This window comes from Candidatus Symbiopectobacterium sp. NZEC135 (assembly GCF_025962695.1).
On sequence record NZ_JAGFPF010000002.1, the window covers coordinates 45,075 to 60,973 of the forward strand.

At 53.0% G+C, this 15,899-nt stretch carries 16 protein-coding genes and 1 riboswitch; of the genes, 12 read left to right on the forward strand and 4 right to left on the reverse strand.

Annotated elements, in window-relative coordinates; genetic code table 11:
* The first annotated feature begins 1 nt into the window (after window position 1).
* From leuC to J5224_RS01745, 3 genes are all read left to right on the forward strand, one after another.
* On the forward strand, window positions 2–1,414 hold the full coding sequence (leuC, locus tag J5224_RS01735) for a 3-isopropylmalate dehydratase large subunit (protein WP_264623716.1): 1,413 nt from the start codon (window positions 2–4) through the stop codon (window positions 1,412–1,414).
* Between the two features lie 14 nt (window positions 1,415–1,428).
* A complete protein-coding gene (gene leuD / locus J5224_RS01740) occupies window positions 1,429–2,031 on the forward strand; it encodes a 3-isopropylmalate dehydratase small subunit (RefSeq protein WP_264623717.1) in 603 nt (200 codons plus the stop codon).
* A 276-nt stretch (window positions 2,032–2,307) separates the two neighbouring features.
* On the forward strand, window positions 2,308–3,420 hold the full coding sequence (locus J5224_RS01745) for a DUF3472 domain-containing protein (protein WP_264623718.1): 1,113 nt from the start codon (window positions 2,308–2,310) through the stop codon (window positions 3,418–3,420).
* A 43-nt stretch (window positions 3,421–3,463) separates the two neighbouring features.
* Here the strand turns inward: J5224_RS01745 and J5224_RS01750 are convergent, their stop codons facing one another.
* Entirely contained in the window at window positions 3,464–4,366 is a 903-nt protein-coding gene (locus J5224_RS01750) for a LysR family transcriptional regulator (protein WP_264623866.1), read from the reverse strand.
* 104 nt (window positions 4,367–4,470) lie between these two features.
* On the opposite strand from J5224_RS01750, the gene J5224_RS01755 reads away from it, so the two are divergent.
* From J5224_RS01755 to J5224_RS01765, 3 genes are all read left to right on the forward strand, one after another.
* A complete protein-coding gene (locus J5224_RS01755) occupies window positions 4,471–5,100 on the forward strand; it encodes an NADPH-dependent F420 reductase (protein WP_264623719.1) in 630 nt (209 codons plus the stop codon).
* A gap of 301 nt (window positions 5,101–5,401) precedes the next feature.
* Window positions 5,402–5,791 carry a cupin domain-containing protein gene (locus J5224_RS01760; protein WP_264623720.1) on the forward strand — a complete coding sequence of 130 codons (390 nt, stop codon included), beginning with the start codon at window positions 5,402–5,404 and terminating at the stop codon, window positions 5,789–5,791.
* 18 nt (window positions 5,792–5,809) lie between these two features.
* Window positions 5,810–6,505, forward strand: a complete 696-nt coding sequence (locus J5224_RS01765) for a helix-turn-helix transcriptional regulator (RefSeq protein ID WP_264623721.1) — start codon at window positions 5,810–5,812, stop codon at window positions 6,503–6,505.
* A 183-nt stretch (window positions 6,506–6,688) separates the two neighbouring features.
* On the opposite strand, the gene sgrT is transcribed toward J5224_RS01765, so the two are convergent.
* Window positions 6,689–6,853 carry a glucose uptake inhibitor SgrT gene (gene sgrT / locus J5224_RS35745; protein WP_413544632.1) on the reverse strand — a complete coding sequence of 55 codons (165 nt, stop codon included), beginning with the start codon at window positions 6,851–6,853 and terminating at the stop codon, window positions 6,689–6,691.
* Window positions 6,854–6,943: 90 nt separating this feature from the next.
* Here sgrT and sgrR point away from each other — a divergent pair, with 90 nt between their 5' ends.
* From sgrR to ilvN, 6 genes are all read left to right on the forward strand, one after another.
* A complete protein-coding gene (gene sgrR / locus J5224_RS01770; RefSeq protein ID WP_264623722.1) occupies window positions 6,944–8,617 on the forward strand; it encodes an HTH-type transcriptional regulator SgrR in 1,674 nt (557 codons plus the stop codon).
* Window positions 8,618–8,641: 24 nt separating this feature from the next.
* Window positions 8,642–8,771, forward strand: a riboswitch (TPP riboswitch).
* Between the two features lie 44 nt (window positions 8,772–8,815).
* Window positions 8,816–9,829, forward strand: coding sequence for a thiamine ABC transporter substrate binding subunit (thiB, locus tag J5224_RS01775; RefSeq protein ID WP_264623723.1), 1,014 nt, complete (start codon window positions 8,816–8,818; stop codon window positions 9,827–9,829).
* A complete protein-coding gene (thiP, locus tag J5224_RS01780) occupies window positions 9,805–11,433 on the forward strand; it encodes a thiamine/thiamine pyrophosphate ABC transporter permease ThiP (RefSeq protein ID WP_264623724.1) in 1,629 nt (542 codons plus the stop codon). Before thiB ends, thiP begins: the two co-directional genes overlap by 25 nt.
* The gene (gene thiQ / locus J5224_RS01785; protein ID WP_264623725.1) at window positions 11,417–12,124 is read left to right on the forward strand and encodes a thiamine ABC transporter ATP-binding protein ThiQ; all 708 of its coding nucleotides are present in this window, start codon (window positions 11,417–11,419) and stop codon (window positions 12,122–12,124) included. Before thiP ends, thiQ begins: the two co-directional genes overlap by 17 nt.
* A gap of 367 nt (window positions 12,125–12,491) precedes the next feature.
* Window positions 12,492–14,156: an acetolactate synthase large subunit gene (gene ilvB / locus J5224_RS01790; protein WP_264623726.1), complete on the forward strand. Its 1,665-nt coding sequence runs from the start codon at window positions 12,492–12,494 to the stop codon at window positions 14,154–14,156.
* A 4-nt stretch (window positions 14,157–14,160) separates the two neighbouring features.
* On the forward strand, window positions 14,161–14,454 hold the full coding sequence (gene ilvN / locus J5224_RS01795) for an acetolactate synthase small subunit (protein WP_222158218.1): 294 nt from the start codon (window positions 14,161–14,163) through the stop codon (window positions 14,452–14,454).
* Window positions 14,455–14,517: 63 nt separating this feature from the next.
* Here the strand turns inward: ilvN and J5224_RS01800 are convergent, their stop codons facing one another.
* The gene (locus J5224_RS01800) at window positions 14,518–14,865 is read right to left on the reverse strand and encodes a YebY family protein (protein ID WP_264623727.1); all 348 of its coding nucleotides are present in this window, start codon (window positions 14,863–14,865) and stop codon (window positions 14,518–14,520) included.
* 133 nt (window positions 14,866–14,998) lie between these two features.
* Window positions 14,999–15,772: a DedA family protein gene (locus tag J5224_RS01805; protein WP_264623728.1), complete on the reverse strand. Its 774-nt coding sequence runs from the start codon at window positions 15,770–15,772 to the stop codon at window positions 14,999–15,001.
* Window positions 15,773–15,899 lie beyond the last annotated feature (127 nt).

The window sequence follows — 15,899 nt, forward strand, 5'->3', positions numbered from 1 at the left end:
CATGAGCAAAACCTTATACCAGAAGTTGTTCGATGCCCACGTGGTGTACGAAGCGCAGAATGAAACGCCGCTGCTGTATATCGACCGCCATCTGGTGCATGAAGTGACCTCGCCGCAAGCCTTTGATGGCCTGCGTGCCATGGGGCGCAAACTGCGCCAGCCGGGCAAAACCTTTGCCACCATGGATCACAACGTGTCCACCCAGACCAAAGACATCAATGCCTGTGGTGAAATGGCCCGTATCCAGATGCAGGAACTGATCAAGAACTGCGCCGAGTTTGGCGTGCAGTTGTACGATCTGAACCACCCGTATCAAGGCATCGTCCACGTTATCGGGCCGGAACAGGGCATGACCCTGCCGGGCATGACCATTGTGTGCGGTGATTCCCATACCGCGACCCACGGTGCCTTTGGTTCACTGGCGTTTGGGATTGGCACCTCTGAAGTGGAACATGTGATGGCGACGCAAACCCTGAAGCAGGGTCGAGCCAAAGCCATGAAAATTGAAGTCACAGGCCAGGCTGCGCCCGGCATCACCGCGAAAGACATCGTGCTGGCGATTATCGGTAAAACCGGCAGCGCAGGCGGCACAGGTCACGTGGTGGAATTCTGTGGCGACGCCATCCGCGCGTTGAGCATGGAAGGCCGCATGACGCTGTGTAACATGGCGATTGAGATGGGCGCAAAGGCCGGTTTAGTGGCCCCGGATGAAACCACGTTTGCCTACCTGAAAGGCCGCCAGTTCGCACCGAAAGGTGCCGATTGGGACGCTGGCGTGGCGTACTGGAGCACGCTGAAATCCGATGCAGATGCGGTGTTTGACACCGTTGTCACATTGAATGCCGCCGATATCGCGCCGCAGGTAACCTGGGGTACCAACCCCGGTCAGGTTATCGCGGTGAACCAGAATATCCCCGATCCTGACTCCTTCAGCGATCCGGTTGAGCGTGCCTCTGCCGCCAAAGCGCTGGCGTATATGGATCTGCAACCGGGCATCAAGCTGACCGATGTTGCCATCGACAAAGTGTTTATCGGTTCCTGTACTAACTCGCGTATCGAAGATTTACGCGCCGCCGCGGCTATCGCCAAAGGGCGTAAAGTGGCCGCAGGCGTGCAGGCTATCGTGGTGCCCGGCTCTGGCCCGGTGAAAACCATGGCGGAGCTGGAAGGTCTGGACAAGGTGTTTATCGAAGCCGGTTTCGAATGGCGTCTGCCGGGCTGCTCCATGTGTCTGGCGATGAACAATGACCGTCTGAACCCCGGTGAGCGCTGTGCATCCACCAGCAACCGTAACTTTGAAGGCCGTCAGGGGCGTGCGGGCCGTACTCACCTGGTCAGCCCGGCGATGGCTGCCGCTGCCGCCGTGACAGGGCATTTCGCGGATATCCGCGAATTACCTTCGTCCGCGAATTAATAAGGAGACGCCTGATGGCTAAATTTACCCAACATACCGGGCTGGTCGTGCCGCTGGATGCCGCTAACGTAGACACAGATGCGATCATCCCCAAGCAGTTTTTGCAGAAGGTGACGCGCACCGGTTTCGGCCAACATCTGTTTCACGACTGGCGTTTTCTGGATGATGCGGGGCAACAACCCAATCCGGAGTTTGTGCTGAATAAACCGCGTTATAAAGGTGCCACCATCCTGCTGGCGCGCGAAAACTTCGGCTGTGGATCCTCCCGTGAGCATGCCCCCTGGGCACTGACCGACTACGGTTTTCACGTGGTGATCGCGCCAAGCTTTGCGGATATTTTCTACGGTAACGCGTTTAACAACCAGTTGCTGCCGGTAAAACTGAGTGATAGCGATATCGACGACCTGTTCAGACTGGTCGACGGAACACAGGGCATCACCTTTACAGTGGATCTGGAAGCGCAGACGGTCGACGCTGGCGGGAAGAAATACCCGTTTGAAATCGATAGCTTCCGCCGTCACTGCATGATTAACGGGCTGGACAGCATCGGCTTGACCTTACAACACGAAGAAGCCATTGCACGCTACGAGCAGCAGCAACCGGCATTTTTGCGTTAAAAACAAATTTACGCTCCCCAGAAAATCAAAAAGACTTGATGAGTATGGGGAAGTTATCATAAAAATATAATCATCAGGCCAACAAAAAATTTGGCATATTTCAGTATCCTATGTAATAGCCCATCCTTACTGTAATAAAAATCCTAATTTCCCTTCGCTGCCTTCTGCGCAAACCTATAATATAAAAACCAGTAAAATCCGTTTCAAAAAAATTAATTAGGACCAACACTATTTGCAATAGCAGCTATTTAAACCTCATACTCCCTCGGAGATATCATGAAGATAAAACTATTACTTATATTATTATTAATTTTCGGCAATGCTATATATTCATCCGCTTATGCTGTTGTCGCTGGTGGAATGGCCGTAGTGCATCGAAATTGGCCTATAATCTCAGGAGGGTATAACAGCATGGAATTTACTATTACTATAACAGCTGAACCCGGCTTTAACGGAAGGACATTTTGGGCGCACGAGTGGGGATTTATCGGTAAACGGGAAGGGGGATACTTAGGCTTACAAAGCCGAAATGCAAACATGAAAGCAGTAAATTTCTCTATATGGGGGGCTCTCGGTTGGCAAGCGGCTCAAGGTACCCATTGTAGATTTTTCACTCACGAAGGTTCTGGAGTACAATGTGATGTAGAATATCAATGGGAAGAGGGAGTTACTTATAAGTTAAGAATCAATAATTCAGCAAATAATGCCTGGACAGCAACTATTCACGATACCAAAACAAACCAGACAAGAACGATTGCAACAATCAACGTACCGCCAAGTTATAGAGGAGTTTACCGTCTAGCTGAGTGGGTGGAAAATTTTGCCCAAGGCAGCGAGCAACACCCATCATGTGACGTTGTTCCAAAAGCAATTGCTGTATTTGGCACACCAACAGTGAATAATTCAATACCGCCAACAGGAAGCATCACATATACCTATGGAAATTGCCAACACATCGCAAGATCCGTTTGCTCAACGGAGCAAATCTGTACACTTAGCGTTAACCCTGAGCCACCAACGATTAGAAAACAACTTCGTAATGCCGCTCATGGTTTTTGTCTCGATTTATTAGGGGGGGGTACAGTAGCAGGTTTATGGGAGTGCTCACCTAACAATAATCAAGTATTCTCTCAAGACGCGGCTTATTATTTTCGCCAAACAAGTAATCCAACACAATGTTTGTCGTCAGGAATAAACAATAGTGTAATCACTACAGCGTGTGATAATAGTGCCAGGCAACAATGGTTAAGGGTGAACAGAACCAGTGCATATTTTAATGCTGGTACTGGAAAATGTTTACATGCGCTGAATAATGGCCAGCAGAATTCACTTACCAATGTTTTTCAATGTAATGAGGCTAATACTCAACGCTGGATACCAATCCCTTAGACATTATTAGCAAGCTTGAGTACCGTGCAGTGCGGTACTCTTTTTATTTTGCATGAGCGAATCCAAACGCTTCTCTCAGCGCATCGACAAAGCAGCGGATCTTGACCGTTTGCCGCCGCGCTGCAGGCACCAGCACATGCATCGGGCGGGCCGGGCCTTGATATTCCGGCAGCACTTGAACCAAACGTCCAGCGTCAATCTCTTTGTCCAACACATCGGCGGGCCCCAGTGTGACGCCATACCCCTCGATTGCCGCATACAGCAGCGCTTTCCAGTCATTGGCACGAAACCGCCCGGTTGGCCTGACTTCTTCGCTCTTCCCTTCACGCTGGAACAGCCAGCGGCACGGCACAGTGGGTGTCCATTCGCCGTACACCAGACAAGCGTGATGCGCCAAATCGCTGGGTTTCTCAGGGAAACCTTCGCGTGCCACATAAGTGGGTGAGGCACAGGCAATCAGCCGATAGGGCCTTAACGGCCAGGCAATCATCGAACTGTCGGCCAGTTCACCGATGCGCACGACCACTTCAAAACCCTCCTCAATAGGATCGACCATGCGATCGTTAAGCGTCAGTTCGATCTGCGTATCTGGATAACGATCGAGATAGCGGGTAATAAAGGGCGCGAGTGCATAAGCGCCAAAGGTAACGGGCGCATTAACCCGGATGGTCCCCGACGGCGTGGCTTTCATCTCTAGCGCAATCGCTTCTGCCGCTTCAACTTCTGCCAATACAATCTTGCAGCGCTCATAATAGCTGCGGCCGATATCGGTCAAATTTTGACGCCGCGTGGTGCGGTTGAGCAATCGCGCCCCCAAACGCGCCTCCAGCCAGGCCACATGCTTAGCCACCCCTTGGGGAGAAAGGTGCAACACCTCGGCCACCGCAGCAAAAGAGCCCAACTCAGCGGCTTTAACAAAGATGTGCATGCTGGTCAGCCTGTCCATCATTCACTCCAACTGGTTGTTTATTTATATGTCATTTGTAATTTTATCTTATTTTCGTGGTGAATTACGCTCCCTGTTGATAAATAACCCAACAGGAGATCGGCATGAAAATAGGCATTATTGGCGCAGGCTTTGTCGGGCGAACGATTGCCACGCTCGCGGTTAACACCGGGCATCAGGTGATGCTCAGTAACTCACGCGGCCCACAAACGCTGTTCAGCTTCCGCTCGATGGTAGGCTGTCAGGCAGGAACAGTGGAACAGGCCATTCAGTTTGGTGATGTGGTGGTGATAGCCGTTCCGCTGACGGCAATCGATCAATTGCCTGCCGCGCTGCTGGCGGGCAAGCAGGTACTCGATGCCGTCAATTATTACCCGGAGCGTGATGGTCAGGTTGATGTGCTCGACAGGGCGCAAACCACCACCAGTAAACTGCTGGCACGCCATTTATCCGGTGCCATCATCACCAAGGCGTTCAATGCCATTCAGATGACGCAATTGGAAAGCGATGGTTTACCGGCGGGCAGCCCCAACCGTCGGGCACTGCCATTGGCAGGAGATAATGCACAAGGCAAGCAGATCGCCCGTGAATTGTATGAAGCTTTCGGTTTTGATGCGGTCGATGTGGGTGCACTCACCGAAGGATGGCGCTTTGAACGAGGTACACCTGCGTATTGTGTGCGTATGACCAAGGAGGTGTTGCTCACCGCGCTAGCCGTTGTTCGCCCTACGTGATCCCTCCTCTTTCGCTTCCGCCAGCAACCAGCACCGTCGGTGCTGGTTTGTCAGCAAACGACTTTTATTCTTATCTCTACACTTACTTGCACTATTAGGTATTACAATATACTGAAAAGTGACATGATTTTCCCTGGTGTAAAATGCAACGTTAATTATTCATTTAGCTGCGCCCTCAACACTTTTATTGCTATCGTTTACCTTTCATACAAGCGTTTATTTGTAATGTAAAACAGGTTAACGCCAAAAACATCGGCTACCCTAGAGTAAAAATGACTTATTCTTTCATAAGGAATATATAATGATTGATTTTTCACGTTTTTTGACAGATATGGCAATGCATGATGATACAGTGGGAATCGCAATTAATCCTTTGATAAAAAAAACAGGAATAAACGCTTACGCAACCACCATTACCGCAGGGCGGTATATTGGGTGTCATGCTCATGAACACGGCGAAGAGTGGTATGTTATTCTTTCTGGGTCCGGTGATATCTGGACAGGGGATGTTGAAAAAGGAAAAATAAAAAAAATTAAAAAATCACATTTTTCTCGCGGTTGTGTTTTTTGTATTCACCCGCAAACAGCACATCAACTAGTTGCAAAAGAGAACGTTGAATTAATATTTCTTTGCCCTACCTCACATATAAACCATGACCGAACATGCTATCCAAATTTATTTACCGAATAAATCATACAAGGACAAAACATGGCTATCTCTGTTGAGCATTTAATTAAACCTCTGGTACACTTTTGGGAGATAAGCAACGAGCCCTGGGGGGCTAAAGATCACACATCAAAATTCATCTATGCCAATAGAAAATATCACGACTTACTTGCGCTTCCTAAAACATACAACGTCGAGGGACGGCTCGATGGTGAACTTCCTGCTGCTACGGCTGATTTTCAAATTTACTTTCAATTACATGATAGAAAAGTTGAACAATTGCTCGATCGTGTAACATCCATTGAAATACACCCTTTCGGTAACCAACCTTACTTACAGCCTTGGTATTTTGATAAATACCCTCTTATAGATGAAACAGGCACATGTCGAGGCACCATTTTTCATGGCCGTCCGGTTGACACTATCGCATTAGAGAAATTAAAAAAGATAAAAACACAGACATCTCTCGTTTTCACACCTCCATCAGATTTTTTCAGCAAAAGAGAATGGGAAGTTGTATTTTATTTACTGCAAGGGTTTACGATAAAAGAAATTTCAATACGGCTCTTTGTATCCCATCGAACCGTGTCTAATCATGTACACAGGATCTATCAAAAAGCCGGTGTCAAATTCAAAAATGAGTTAATAGATTATTTTTTTCAAAACAACATCGCAAATTACGTTCCTGAAAATTTTTTTAGAACAGCAACCTCAACGACCATGGGAATAACCAACTAAAAACATGCTTTCACGCTAACAGACAGCGATACCTTTTGACCATATCAGAACCAGTTAACGATGATAAATTTATTTTCAATAAGCGTGCAACGCCATTGACGGGCAATAAAAATGCCAGCAGCTCTCGCCGCTGGCTGGTGAAAAGCACCATTACTCAGAAGTTTCTCTACTACCAGAACAGCACTAGAGCCAGTGCCGGTACGCTTCTTCCGACATCGTGTCGATGTCCCACTGTGTCACCTGCTGTAACAACGCCAGCTTTTGCTGAGCGCTGATCCTCCTCAGCCAGCAGCCAGGGCAATACAAGAAGTAGTGCCGGTAAAATTGATTGAGCCGTGAAATCGCCATTAGCCACCTCCGTGCTTTCCTTGTTGTGCAGTATCGCCGTAATATAGGGAAAGATAAATTGATGACTTTGGTTCGCGGAGTTCCTCTTTTATGTCGTCGACACGTTTGCAACAACAGTTTGTCCGCCTCTGGCAGCGCTTTCAGGGGCAGGATACCGAGACCACGCTCGAAGAGCTGGCGGGGGTATTACTCTGCTCGCGCCGTCATATCCGTTCACTGCTCGGGGCCATGCAGAAAGAGGGATGGCTGCTGTGGCAGGCGGAAGCAGGACGCGGCAAACGCTCCCGACTCAGTTTTATCTATACCGGGTTAACGTTACAACAACAGCGCGCAGAAGACTTGTTGGAGCAGGATCACGTCGAGCAATTGATCCAGTTAATCGGCGATAAGGAGACGGTGCGCCAGATGTTGCTGTCCCATTTGGGACGCCGTTTTCGTCAGGGAAAACATCTGCTGCGCGTGCTCTATTATCGTCCGCTGCGGAACCTGCTACCCGGTTCTGCACTGCGACGCTCAGAAATGCACATCGTCAGGCAGATCTTCAGCGGGTTAACCAAGATAAATGAGGAAAATGGGGAAATCGCCCCGGACCTCGCGCACCACTGGCAGCAAATGACGCCGCAACGCTGGCGTTTTTATTTGCGCCCGGCGATCCGCTTCCACGATGGACGCGAGCTGGTGATGAAGGATGTTATCGCCTCGCTGATGCGGTTGACATCGCAGGCATTATTCTCACACATCACACGCGTGACTTCCCCCATTCCCTTTGTGATTGATGTGGAACTGAGCGAACCCGATGGCTGGCTCCCCTGGCTGCTCGGCAGCGCACATGCCATGATCCTGCCCCACGACTGGCAGACACAGGGCGATTTTGCGCGTCACCCTGTCGGCACCGGCCCTTATGCGGTGGAGAAAAACAGCGACAGTCAGTTGAAAATAAAAGCCTTTGACGATTATTTCGGCTACCGGGCGCTGATCGATGAGGTCAATATATGGGTGTTGCCAGACGCCTCCGAAGAGTTGCCGGTGTCTATTCAGGTACAAAGTGACACCTCCACGCGCGACGAGCTGGAAAGCCGCATGGAGGAAGGGTGCTATTTCCTGCTGTATGACACCCGCTCTGCGCATGGCGCGAACAGCGAGGTGCGCCGCTGGATCAGCCAGATCTTCCACCCTATCACGCTACTCAGCCAGACAACGAGCACCCACCGACATAGCTGGTCACCAGCGTATAGTTTACTGCCTCGTTGGCATCACCAGCGTTTTGAGAATCAACCGCTGAAACCTGCTGGCCTGGCGGATATCACCCTGACGTTTTATCAGGAGCACCCCGAGTACCGCATCATTGGCGAGATCATGCATGGCCTACTGGCGCAGCAGGGCGTGACGCTGCACATACAGAAAGTCGACTACGAGCAATGGTATCAGGGAGACGCGGAAAGCGACATCTGGCTGAGCAGCGTCAACTGCTATCCGCCGCTGGAGTTCTCGCTGTTTGCCCTGCTGTATGAGTTACCGCTGCTGCGTCATTGCCTGAGCGACTCGCTACAAGAAGACGCGCAGCGCTGGCACAGTCAAACGCTCTCTATCGCTGACTTCAGCCAACGTCTGATTGAAAGCGGTGAGATCCACCCGCTGTTTCACCACTGGTTACAGTTGCAGGGGCAGCGCAGCATGCGCGGCGTGCGCATGAACATGTTGGGCTGGTTCGACTTTAAATCCGCCTGGTTTGTGCCACCGGAGCATGATGCCGACTTTCCCTGATGCTACAAACCCTTTACAATAATAACGTTCTCAACGGGGTGCAGGCCGTTTGTTGATGATATCGCATCGTCAACGCACGGTATTTATGCTGAGAAAATACCCGTCGAACCTGATCCGGTTAATACCGGCGAAGGGATTTGAGAGTGCATTCGCCTGCCTCAAAGTCCTTTGCCACCCTAATTTACCCAGGAGTGCAAAGTGTTACAGTCGCTATTATCCCGTTTATTGCTTCCCGTGCTCGGCCTCTCAGCCCTGCTGTTCGGTTCTGCTGTCGCTAATGCCAAACCCGCATTGACCGTTTACACCTATGACTCGTTCGCGTCTGAATGGGGCCCCGGCCCGGCGATTAAAAAAGCCTTCGAAAAAGAGTGCGAGTGCGAATTGAATTTTGTCGCGCTGGAAGATGGCGTTGCCCTGTTAAACCGCTTGCGCATGGAAGGCAAAAACAGCAAAGCAGATATCGTTTTGGGGTTGGATAACAACCTGCTCAAAGCGGCAGCAGATACCGGTTTGTTTACCGCACACCGCGTGAAAACCGAGGCGTTAACGCTGCCCGGCGGCTGGGATAATGCCACGTTCCTGCCGTACGATTACGGCTACTTCGCGTTTGTCTACAACAAAGACACGCTAAAAAATCCACCGACCAGTCTTGATGCCTTGATCAACAGCGATCAACCGCTAAAGGTGATTTATCAAGACCCGCGCACCAGTACGCCGGGGCTGGGACTGCTGCTGTGGATGCAAAAAGTCTATGGCGATAAAGCACCCGATGCCTGGCAAAAACTGGCACGTAAAACCGTTACCGTCACCAAAGGGTGGAGTGAAGCTTACGGCCTGTTCCTCAAGGGCGAAGCGGATATGGTACTGAGCTACACCACCTCTCCGGCCTATCACATTATCGAAGAGAAAAAGACCAACTACGCGGCGGCACTGTTCAGCGAAGGCCACTATATGCAAGTTGAGGTTGCCGGGCAGTTGACCGCCAGTAAGCAGCCGGAACTCGCAAACCGCTTTATGCAGTTTATCCTCAGCCCGACGTTCCAAAGCCTGATCCCGACCACCAACTGGATGTATCCGGTCACTGGCGTGGCACTGCCGGAAGGGTTCCAGTCGCTGGCTCGCCCGGAAAAAGCGCTGTCCTTTAGCGCACAAGAGGTGGCGGACCTGCGCGGGCAGTGGATTCAGGCATGGCAACGCGCCCTCAGCCGCTGATCCCACACTGGCTCTGGCCTGGGCTGTTTACCGCGGCACTGCTGGCAGGCGTTGCCCTGCTCGCGTTTGGCGCGCTCTGGCATCAGGCACCCGATACCCCATGGCAGACGCTATGGGGTGACAGCTATGTGTGGTACGTGGTGCGCTTTACCTTTTGGCAGGCATTGCTTTCGGCGCTACTCTCCACGCTGCCAGCCATTGTGCTGGCACGCGCCCTCTACCGCCGCCATTTCCCTGGCAGAACCTGGCTGCTGCGCCTGTGCGCCATGACGTTAGTGTTACCGGTGTTGGTGGCGGTATTTGGCATACTGCGCGTTTACGGGCAACAGGGCTGGCTGGCACAAGGTTTAAGCGCGCTCGGCATCAACTACACCTTTTCCCCCTATGGCCTGCAAGGGATTCTGTTGGCCCACGTGTTCTTCAATCTGCCGCTGGCGACACGTCTGCTGTTGCAAGCCCTGGAGTCCATCTCTACGGAACAGCGTCAGCTAGCGGCCCAATTGGGCATGAATGCCTGGCAAACCTTTCGTCTTATTGAATGGCCGTGGTTGCGGCGTCAGATCCTGCCCAGTGCAGCACTGATTTTCATGCTCTGCTTTGCCAGTTTTGCCACCGTACTCTCTCTCGGCGGTGGCCCGCGCGCCACCACCATCGAACTGGCTATCTATCAGGCATTGAGCTTTGATTACGATCCCGCACGCGCGGCAGGACTGGCGCTGATCCAGATGATCTGTTGTCTGGGGTTGGTGCTACTCAGCCAACGACTCGGATCGTGGTTTGCTGTGGGCAATACCCAGCAATTGCGTTGGCGCAACCCGCAAGATTCACTGTCCGGACGATTGGGCGATACCGTGATTATCGTCGCCGCGCTGTTATTGCTGCTGCCCCCCTTGCTGGCCGTGGTGCTGGACGGCCTGAATCCGGCAATGCTGACGGTGCTGAAACGGCCCGCACTGTGGCAAACGCTGTGGACATCCCTGCGTATCGCCCTCGGCGCGGGTGTGCTGTGTGTGATCCTGACCCTGATGCTGCTGTGGAGCAGCCGTGAGCTGAAACTGCGTCAGCAGCGGCTGGCGGGACAGTTGATGGACATCAGCGGCCTGCTGATTCTGGCGATGCCGGGCATTGTGTTGGCAACGGGCTTCTTTCTTGTGCTCAACAATACCGTCGGACTGCCGACATCGCCCTATGGGTTGGTGGTTATCACTAACGCGCTGATGGCCATCCCCTATGCGCTCAAGGTGTTGGAGAACCCGATGCTCGACATTGCTCAGCGCTATAATCCGCTGTGCCAGTCGCTGGATATTCGCGGCTGGCATCGTCTTCGTCTGATTGAACTGCGCGCGTTGCAACAACCGATCGCGCAGGCGATGGCATTTGCCTGCGTACTGTCAGTTGGGGATTTCGGCATTATTGCCTTGTTTGGCAATGAGCAGTTCCGCACGCTGCCCTTCTATCTTTACCAACAAATTGGCGCTTATCGCAGCGCAGACGGTGCCGTAACCGCACTGCTGCTGATGCTGCTCTGTTTCGCGTTGTTTACCATGATGGAGACGTTAACCCTGTGGCAAAAACGGGCGGGCCGACATGCTGTCGTTGAATAAACTCACTTATCTCTATCAACAGGCTCCCATGCTGTTCGATGTCAACATCGCTGCGGGAGAGCGCGTTGCCCTGTTGGGGCCAAGCGGTGCGGGTAAAAGCACGCTGCTCAGTCTGATTGCCGGTTTTTTATTACCGAACGGCGGCGAACTGATGCTCAATGGCGACGATCATCGCTATACGCCGCCCGCCGAACGCCCGGTGTCGATTCTGTTTCAGGAAAATAACCTGTTCCCGCACCTGACGCTGGAGCAAAATATTGCCCTTGGCCTGCACCCCGGCTTGCGTCTCACGTCAGCACAGCGTCAGGCATTGCACGCCATTGCCGAGCACGTTGGCTTGAGCAGCCTGATGCAACGCCTGCCCGCACAGGTGTCTGGCGGTCAACGCCAGCGCGCCGCATTGGCCCGCTGCCTGCTGCGCCAACGCCCTATTCTGCTGCTGGATGAACCGTTCTCCGCGCTCGATCCGGCGCTGCGTCAGGACATGCTCACGCTGGTTGATACGGTATGCGAAGAACAGCAGCTTACTCTGCTGATGGTCACTCACAATCTGGATGACGCGTTACGTATTGCGCCGCGCAGTCTGCTGTTGGTAGACGGAAACATCGCCTACGATGGCCCCACCGCATCGTTGTGTGACGGCAGCAGCGAAGCAGCGCGGATATTGGGGATCAGCGCAGAACGTGACTGATCGTCTACACCGGGCTGCTACTCCACACCGGGTATTTTGTGAGCTGAATAAAATTTTCGCTTTTTATTCCTTGTGGGTATTGCGCCTATTGCAATGGCCGTGCTTATATAAAACGGCTAATTAACTGACTGATTGACAGGATACCCGTGAGACACTCCGCTACTATGACTTCTGCACTACTACACACCGCGCATGTTGACGCGGTCGTCGTCGTGCGCGTGGTCGTGGTGGTCGTCGTCGGCGACGCGCCGTAACGGGTTCCGAATCACAGCACGATTCCCAAACCCCGCCGGCGCAAGCCGAGCGGGGTTTCTTGTTTTTACCTCCCCGCTCCGAAAACGCACCGGCCCAGATGAAGGATATTACTATGCGTTATACCGGAGCACAGTTGATCGTCCGGCTGTTGGAACAGCAGGGCATCACCACGGTAGCAGGCATTCCCGGCGGAGCGGCACTGCCGCTGTACGATGCGCTGGGACAGAGCAAAACCATTCGCCATATTCTCGCCCGCCATGAGCAAGGGGCCGGGTTTATCGCGCAGGGCATGGCGCGCGCCAGTGGCAAAGCCGCCGTTTGTCTGGCCTCCAGCGGTCCAGGAGCCACTAACCTGCTGACCGCGATTGCTGATGCGAAACTCGATTCCATCCCACTGGTATGCATTACCGGTCAGGTCCCTTCGACCATGATCGGCACCGATGCCTTTCAGGAAGTGGATACCTATGGCATTTCCATCCCCGTCACCAAACATAACTATTTGGTGCGGGACATCAACGAACTGCCGCGCGTGATTTCAGACGCGTTTCGCATCGCGCAATCAGGGCGCCCCGGCCCGGTGTGGATCGACATTCCGAAGGATATTCAAACCGCTACCATAGAATTGTCCGAACTGCCTGCCATTGCTGAATCCGATCTCACGCCCGCCATCGATACACAAGCCATCGCACAGGCCGCCGCGATGATCAATGCGGCCGAGCGCCCAATCCTCTATCTGGGCGGTGGCATCATCAGCGCCGAGGCCCATAAACAGGCGATTGAACTCGCCGAGCGCGCCAATCTGCCGACCACCATGACACTGATGGCGCTTGGCGCCATGCCGACCGATCACCCGCTGTCACTCGGCATGTTAGGCATGCATGCTGCCCGCTCCACGAACCTGATTTTGCAGCAGTCAGACTTGCTTATCGTACTGGGCGCACGCTTTGACGATCGCGCAATCGGTAAAGCGGAGCAGTTCTGCCCGGATGCCAGCATCATCCATATCGATATCGATGCGGCGGAACTGGGAAAAATTCGTCAGGCACACGTTGGGCTGCATGCCGATGTGGGTGAAGCGCTGACACAGCTGTTGCCGTTGATTGAACCGCAAAAGCGGGAGAAATGGCATCAGACGGTATCCGCGTTACAGCACACCTATCCGTTCCGCATGCCGGGTGCAGACGATCCGCTGAGTCACTATGGGCTGGTACAAGCCACAGCGCAGGCGCTGACGGACGATGCCATCATCGCTACCGATGTGGGCCAGCATCAGATGTGGGTGGCACAGAGCTATCCGCTGCGCCGACCGCGCCAGTGGCTGACCTCCGGCGGCCTCGGCACCATGGGATTTGGCCTGCCCGCTGCAATGGGTGCCGCGCTGGCAGAACCCGACAAAATTGTGGTGTGTTTTTCCGGCGACGGCAGCATCATGATGAACATTCAAGAGATGGCGACGGCGGCCGAAGAAGGGCTCAACGTTAAAGTCATCCTGATGAACAATCAGGCATTGGGGCTGGTGCACCAGCAGCAAGACTTGTTCTATGGGCAGCGCATCTTCGCCGCTGACTACCGCTATCAAACCGATTTTATCAGCATCGCACGTGGCTTTGGCTTCGCCGCGTATGACCTGAATAACGCAGACGATCCGGCCGCCATGCTGGCAGATGCCCTGCACACGCCGGGTCCGGCGCTGATTCATGCGGCCATTGATGCCAACGAAAAAGTATACCCGATGGTACCGCCGGGCGGGGCCAACATCGATATGATTGGAGACTGACACCATGCAAAATCAATCAACTTCGTCTCACGTAACGCTGGAACTGGCGGTACGCAACCACCCAGGCGTCATGTCGCATGTGTGCGGACTGTTCGCCCGTCGCGCTTATAACGTAGAAGGTATTCTGTGTATGCCACTCGCCGGGGGAAAAGAGAGCCGCATCTGGCTTCTGGTGCAGGAAGACAGCCGACTACCGCAAATGATAAGTCAGGTGGAAAAGCTGGAAGATGTGCTACAGGTGCGCCGCCACGGTGCCGACATGCGCATTTTTGATCAGGTGGCTGAGTTTTATCGTTAACGCCTTACCGACGGCTTCGATGAGCAGGATGCGTGAGTCATCCTGCGAAAAATTACTCAGTAATCACTTGCAGAGTTCCTGACCTTCCACCATGAAATCCAGGGTAGACATCTGATATCCCTGCAATTGTGGGTGGGGTTTGGTAACGGCTTTGGTATCCAATATCGCTGCGCCGCCGAGTTCACGGCCAACGAAGGCATTTGCCATGCCATTAAGCGCATACACTTTGCCGTCTTTACTGTTTTTCACCACCACGGCCGAGCCAGACAAACAGGCAAGTTCCCCTTTGACAAACGTGAACGGCCACTTGTCACCGTAGTCTTTTTCGGTAACCGTTTTCGTTTTATTCCCAGCGGCATAGGCCCCTGCGCTCATCAACAGCACCAGTGCCGTAATCACGATCTTTTTCATTGTTTTTCCATCCATTGGTTATGGTATTAACGTGAACAACAGCAATCCGGTGGACTGCCGCCGCCTTCACGCGGGGATGATAGTAAAACAACGTTTCAAACAGATCTAGTTTCGTGACACATCAGCAGGTGAATTAACCCCGCAACACCACTTTTCCGAGTAGGTGGCTGTACACCGGCATCATCGGGTGTTGAAGTAACATCACCACCCCCGCGACGGCAGCCGTCATGGTCAACGGGGCCAACCAGCGTAAACGCGCCACGGTTAACCATATCAAGCGTTTACGGCTTTTGGTTTGCTTGCGGCTGTTCCACCAGTGCCAGCCTAGCCATCCAGCAAGCCACACCAGTATTGCTACCCCCAGCAACAACCAGCGGAATGACGCACTGTTACCACCGGACGGAATGTCATACGCGACGCCCGCCAGAATGCCCGGCATAAAATAGACCGGCGGCCAGACAACGCAACCGATGATATTCGGCAGCGCAAAGCGTGCGGGGGGAAGCGCCAGCATCCCCGCCACCATCGGGATCAGAGGGCGGGTTGGGCCCACGAAGCGCCCGATGATGATCGTGGGCATCGGATGTTGGTGCAGGGCGTGCTCCGTGCGACGTAGTAAAGTCTGGTGTCTGTTTAAAAACGACCAGTTGTGCAGCGGCGTTTTGAATTTCCAGCCGATGAAATAGGATATCCAATCGCCGAGCAGGCAGCCCACCAACCCGGCACCCCACGCAGCGTACAGGCTCAGTTGCCCGCTACCGATGAGCGCGCCCAGTGTCGCCATCATCACTGTGCCGGGCAGCAACAGCCCTACCAGCGCCAGCGATTCCAAAAAAGCCACTAACATCACCGCAATCAGCGAATAGGTGACAGATTGGGTCACAAAATGATCCAGCCACGCTTCCATAAAGTCCTACCGGGTTATCAACGGCACCTTTGGTTTACTAAACAGTATGTTCGATAAACAGGACGTTGGAGAAAAGGGAGAGCATTGTCAGGATCATAGCAGACGGCGTCAATGGCGGGTTTTTCTA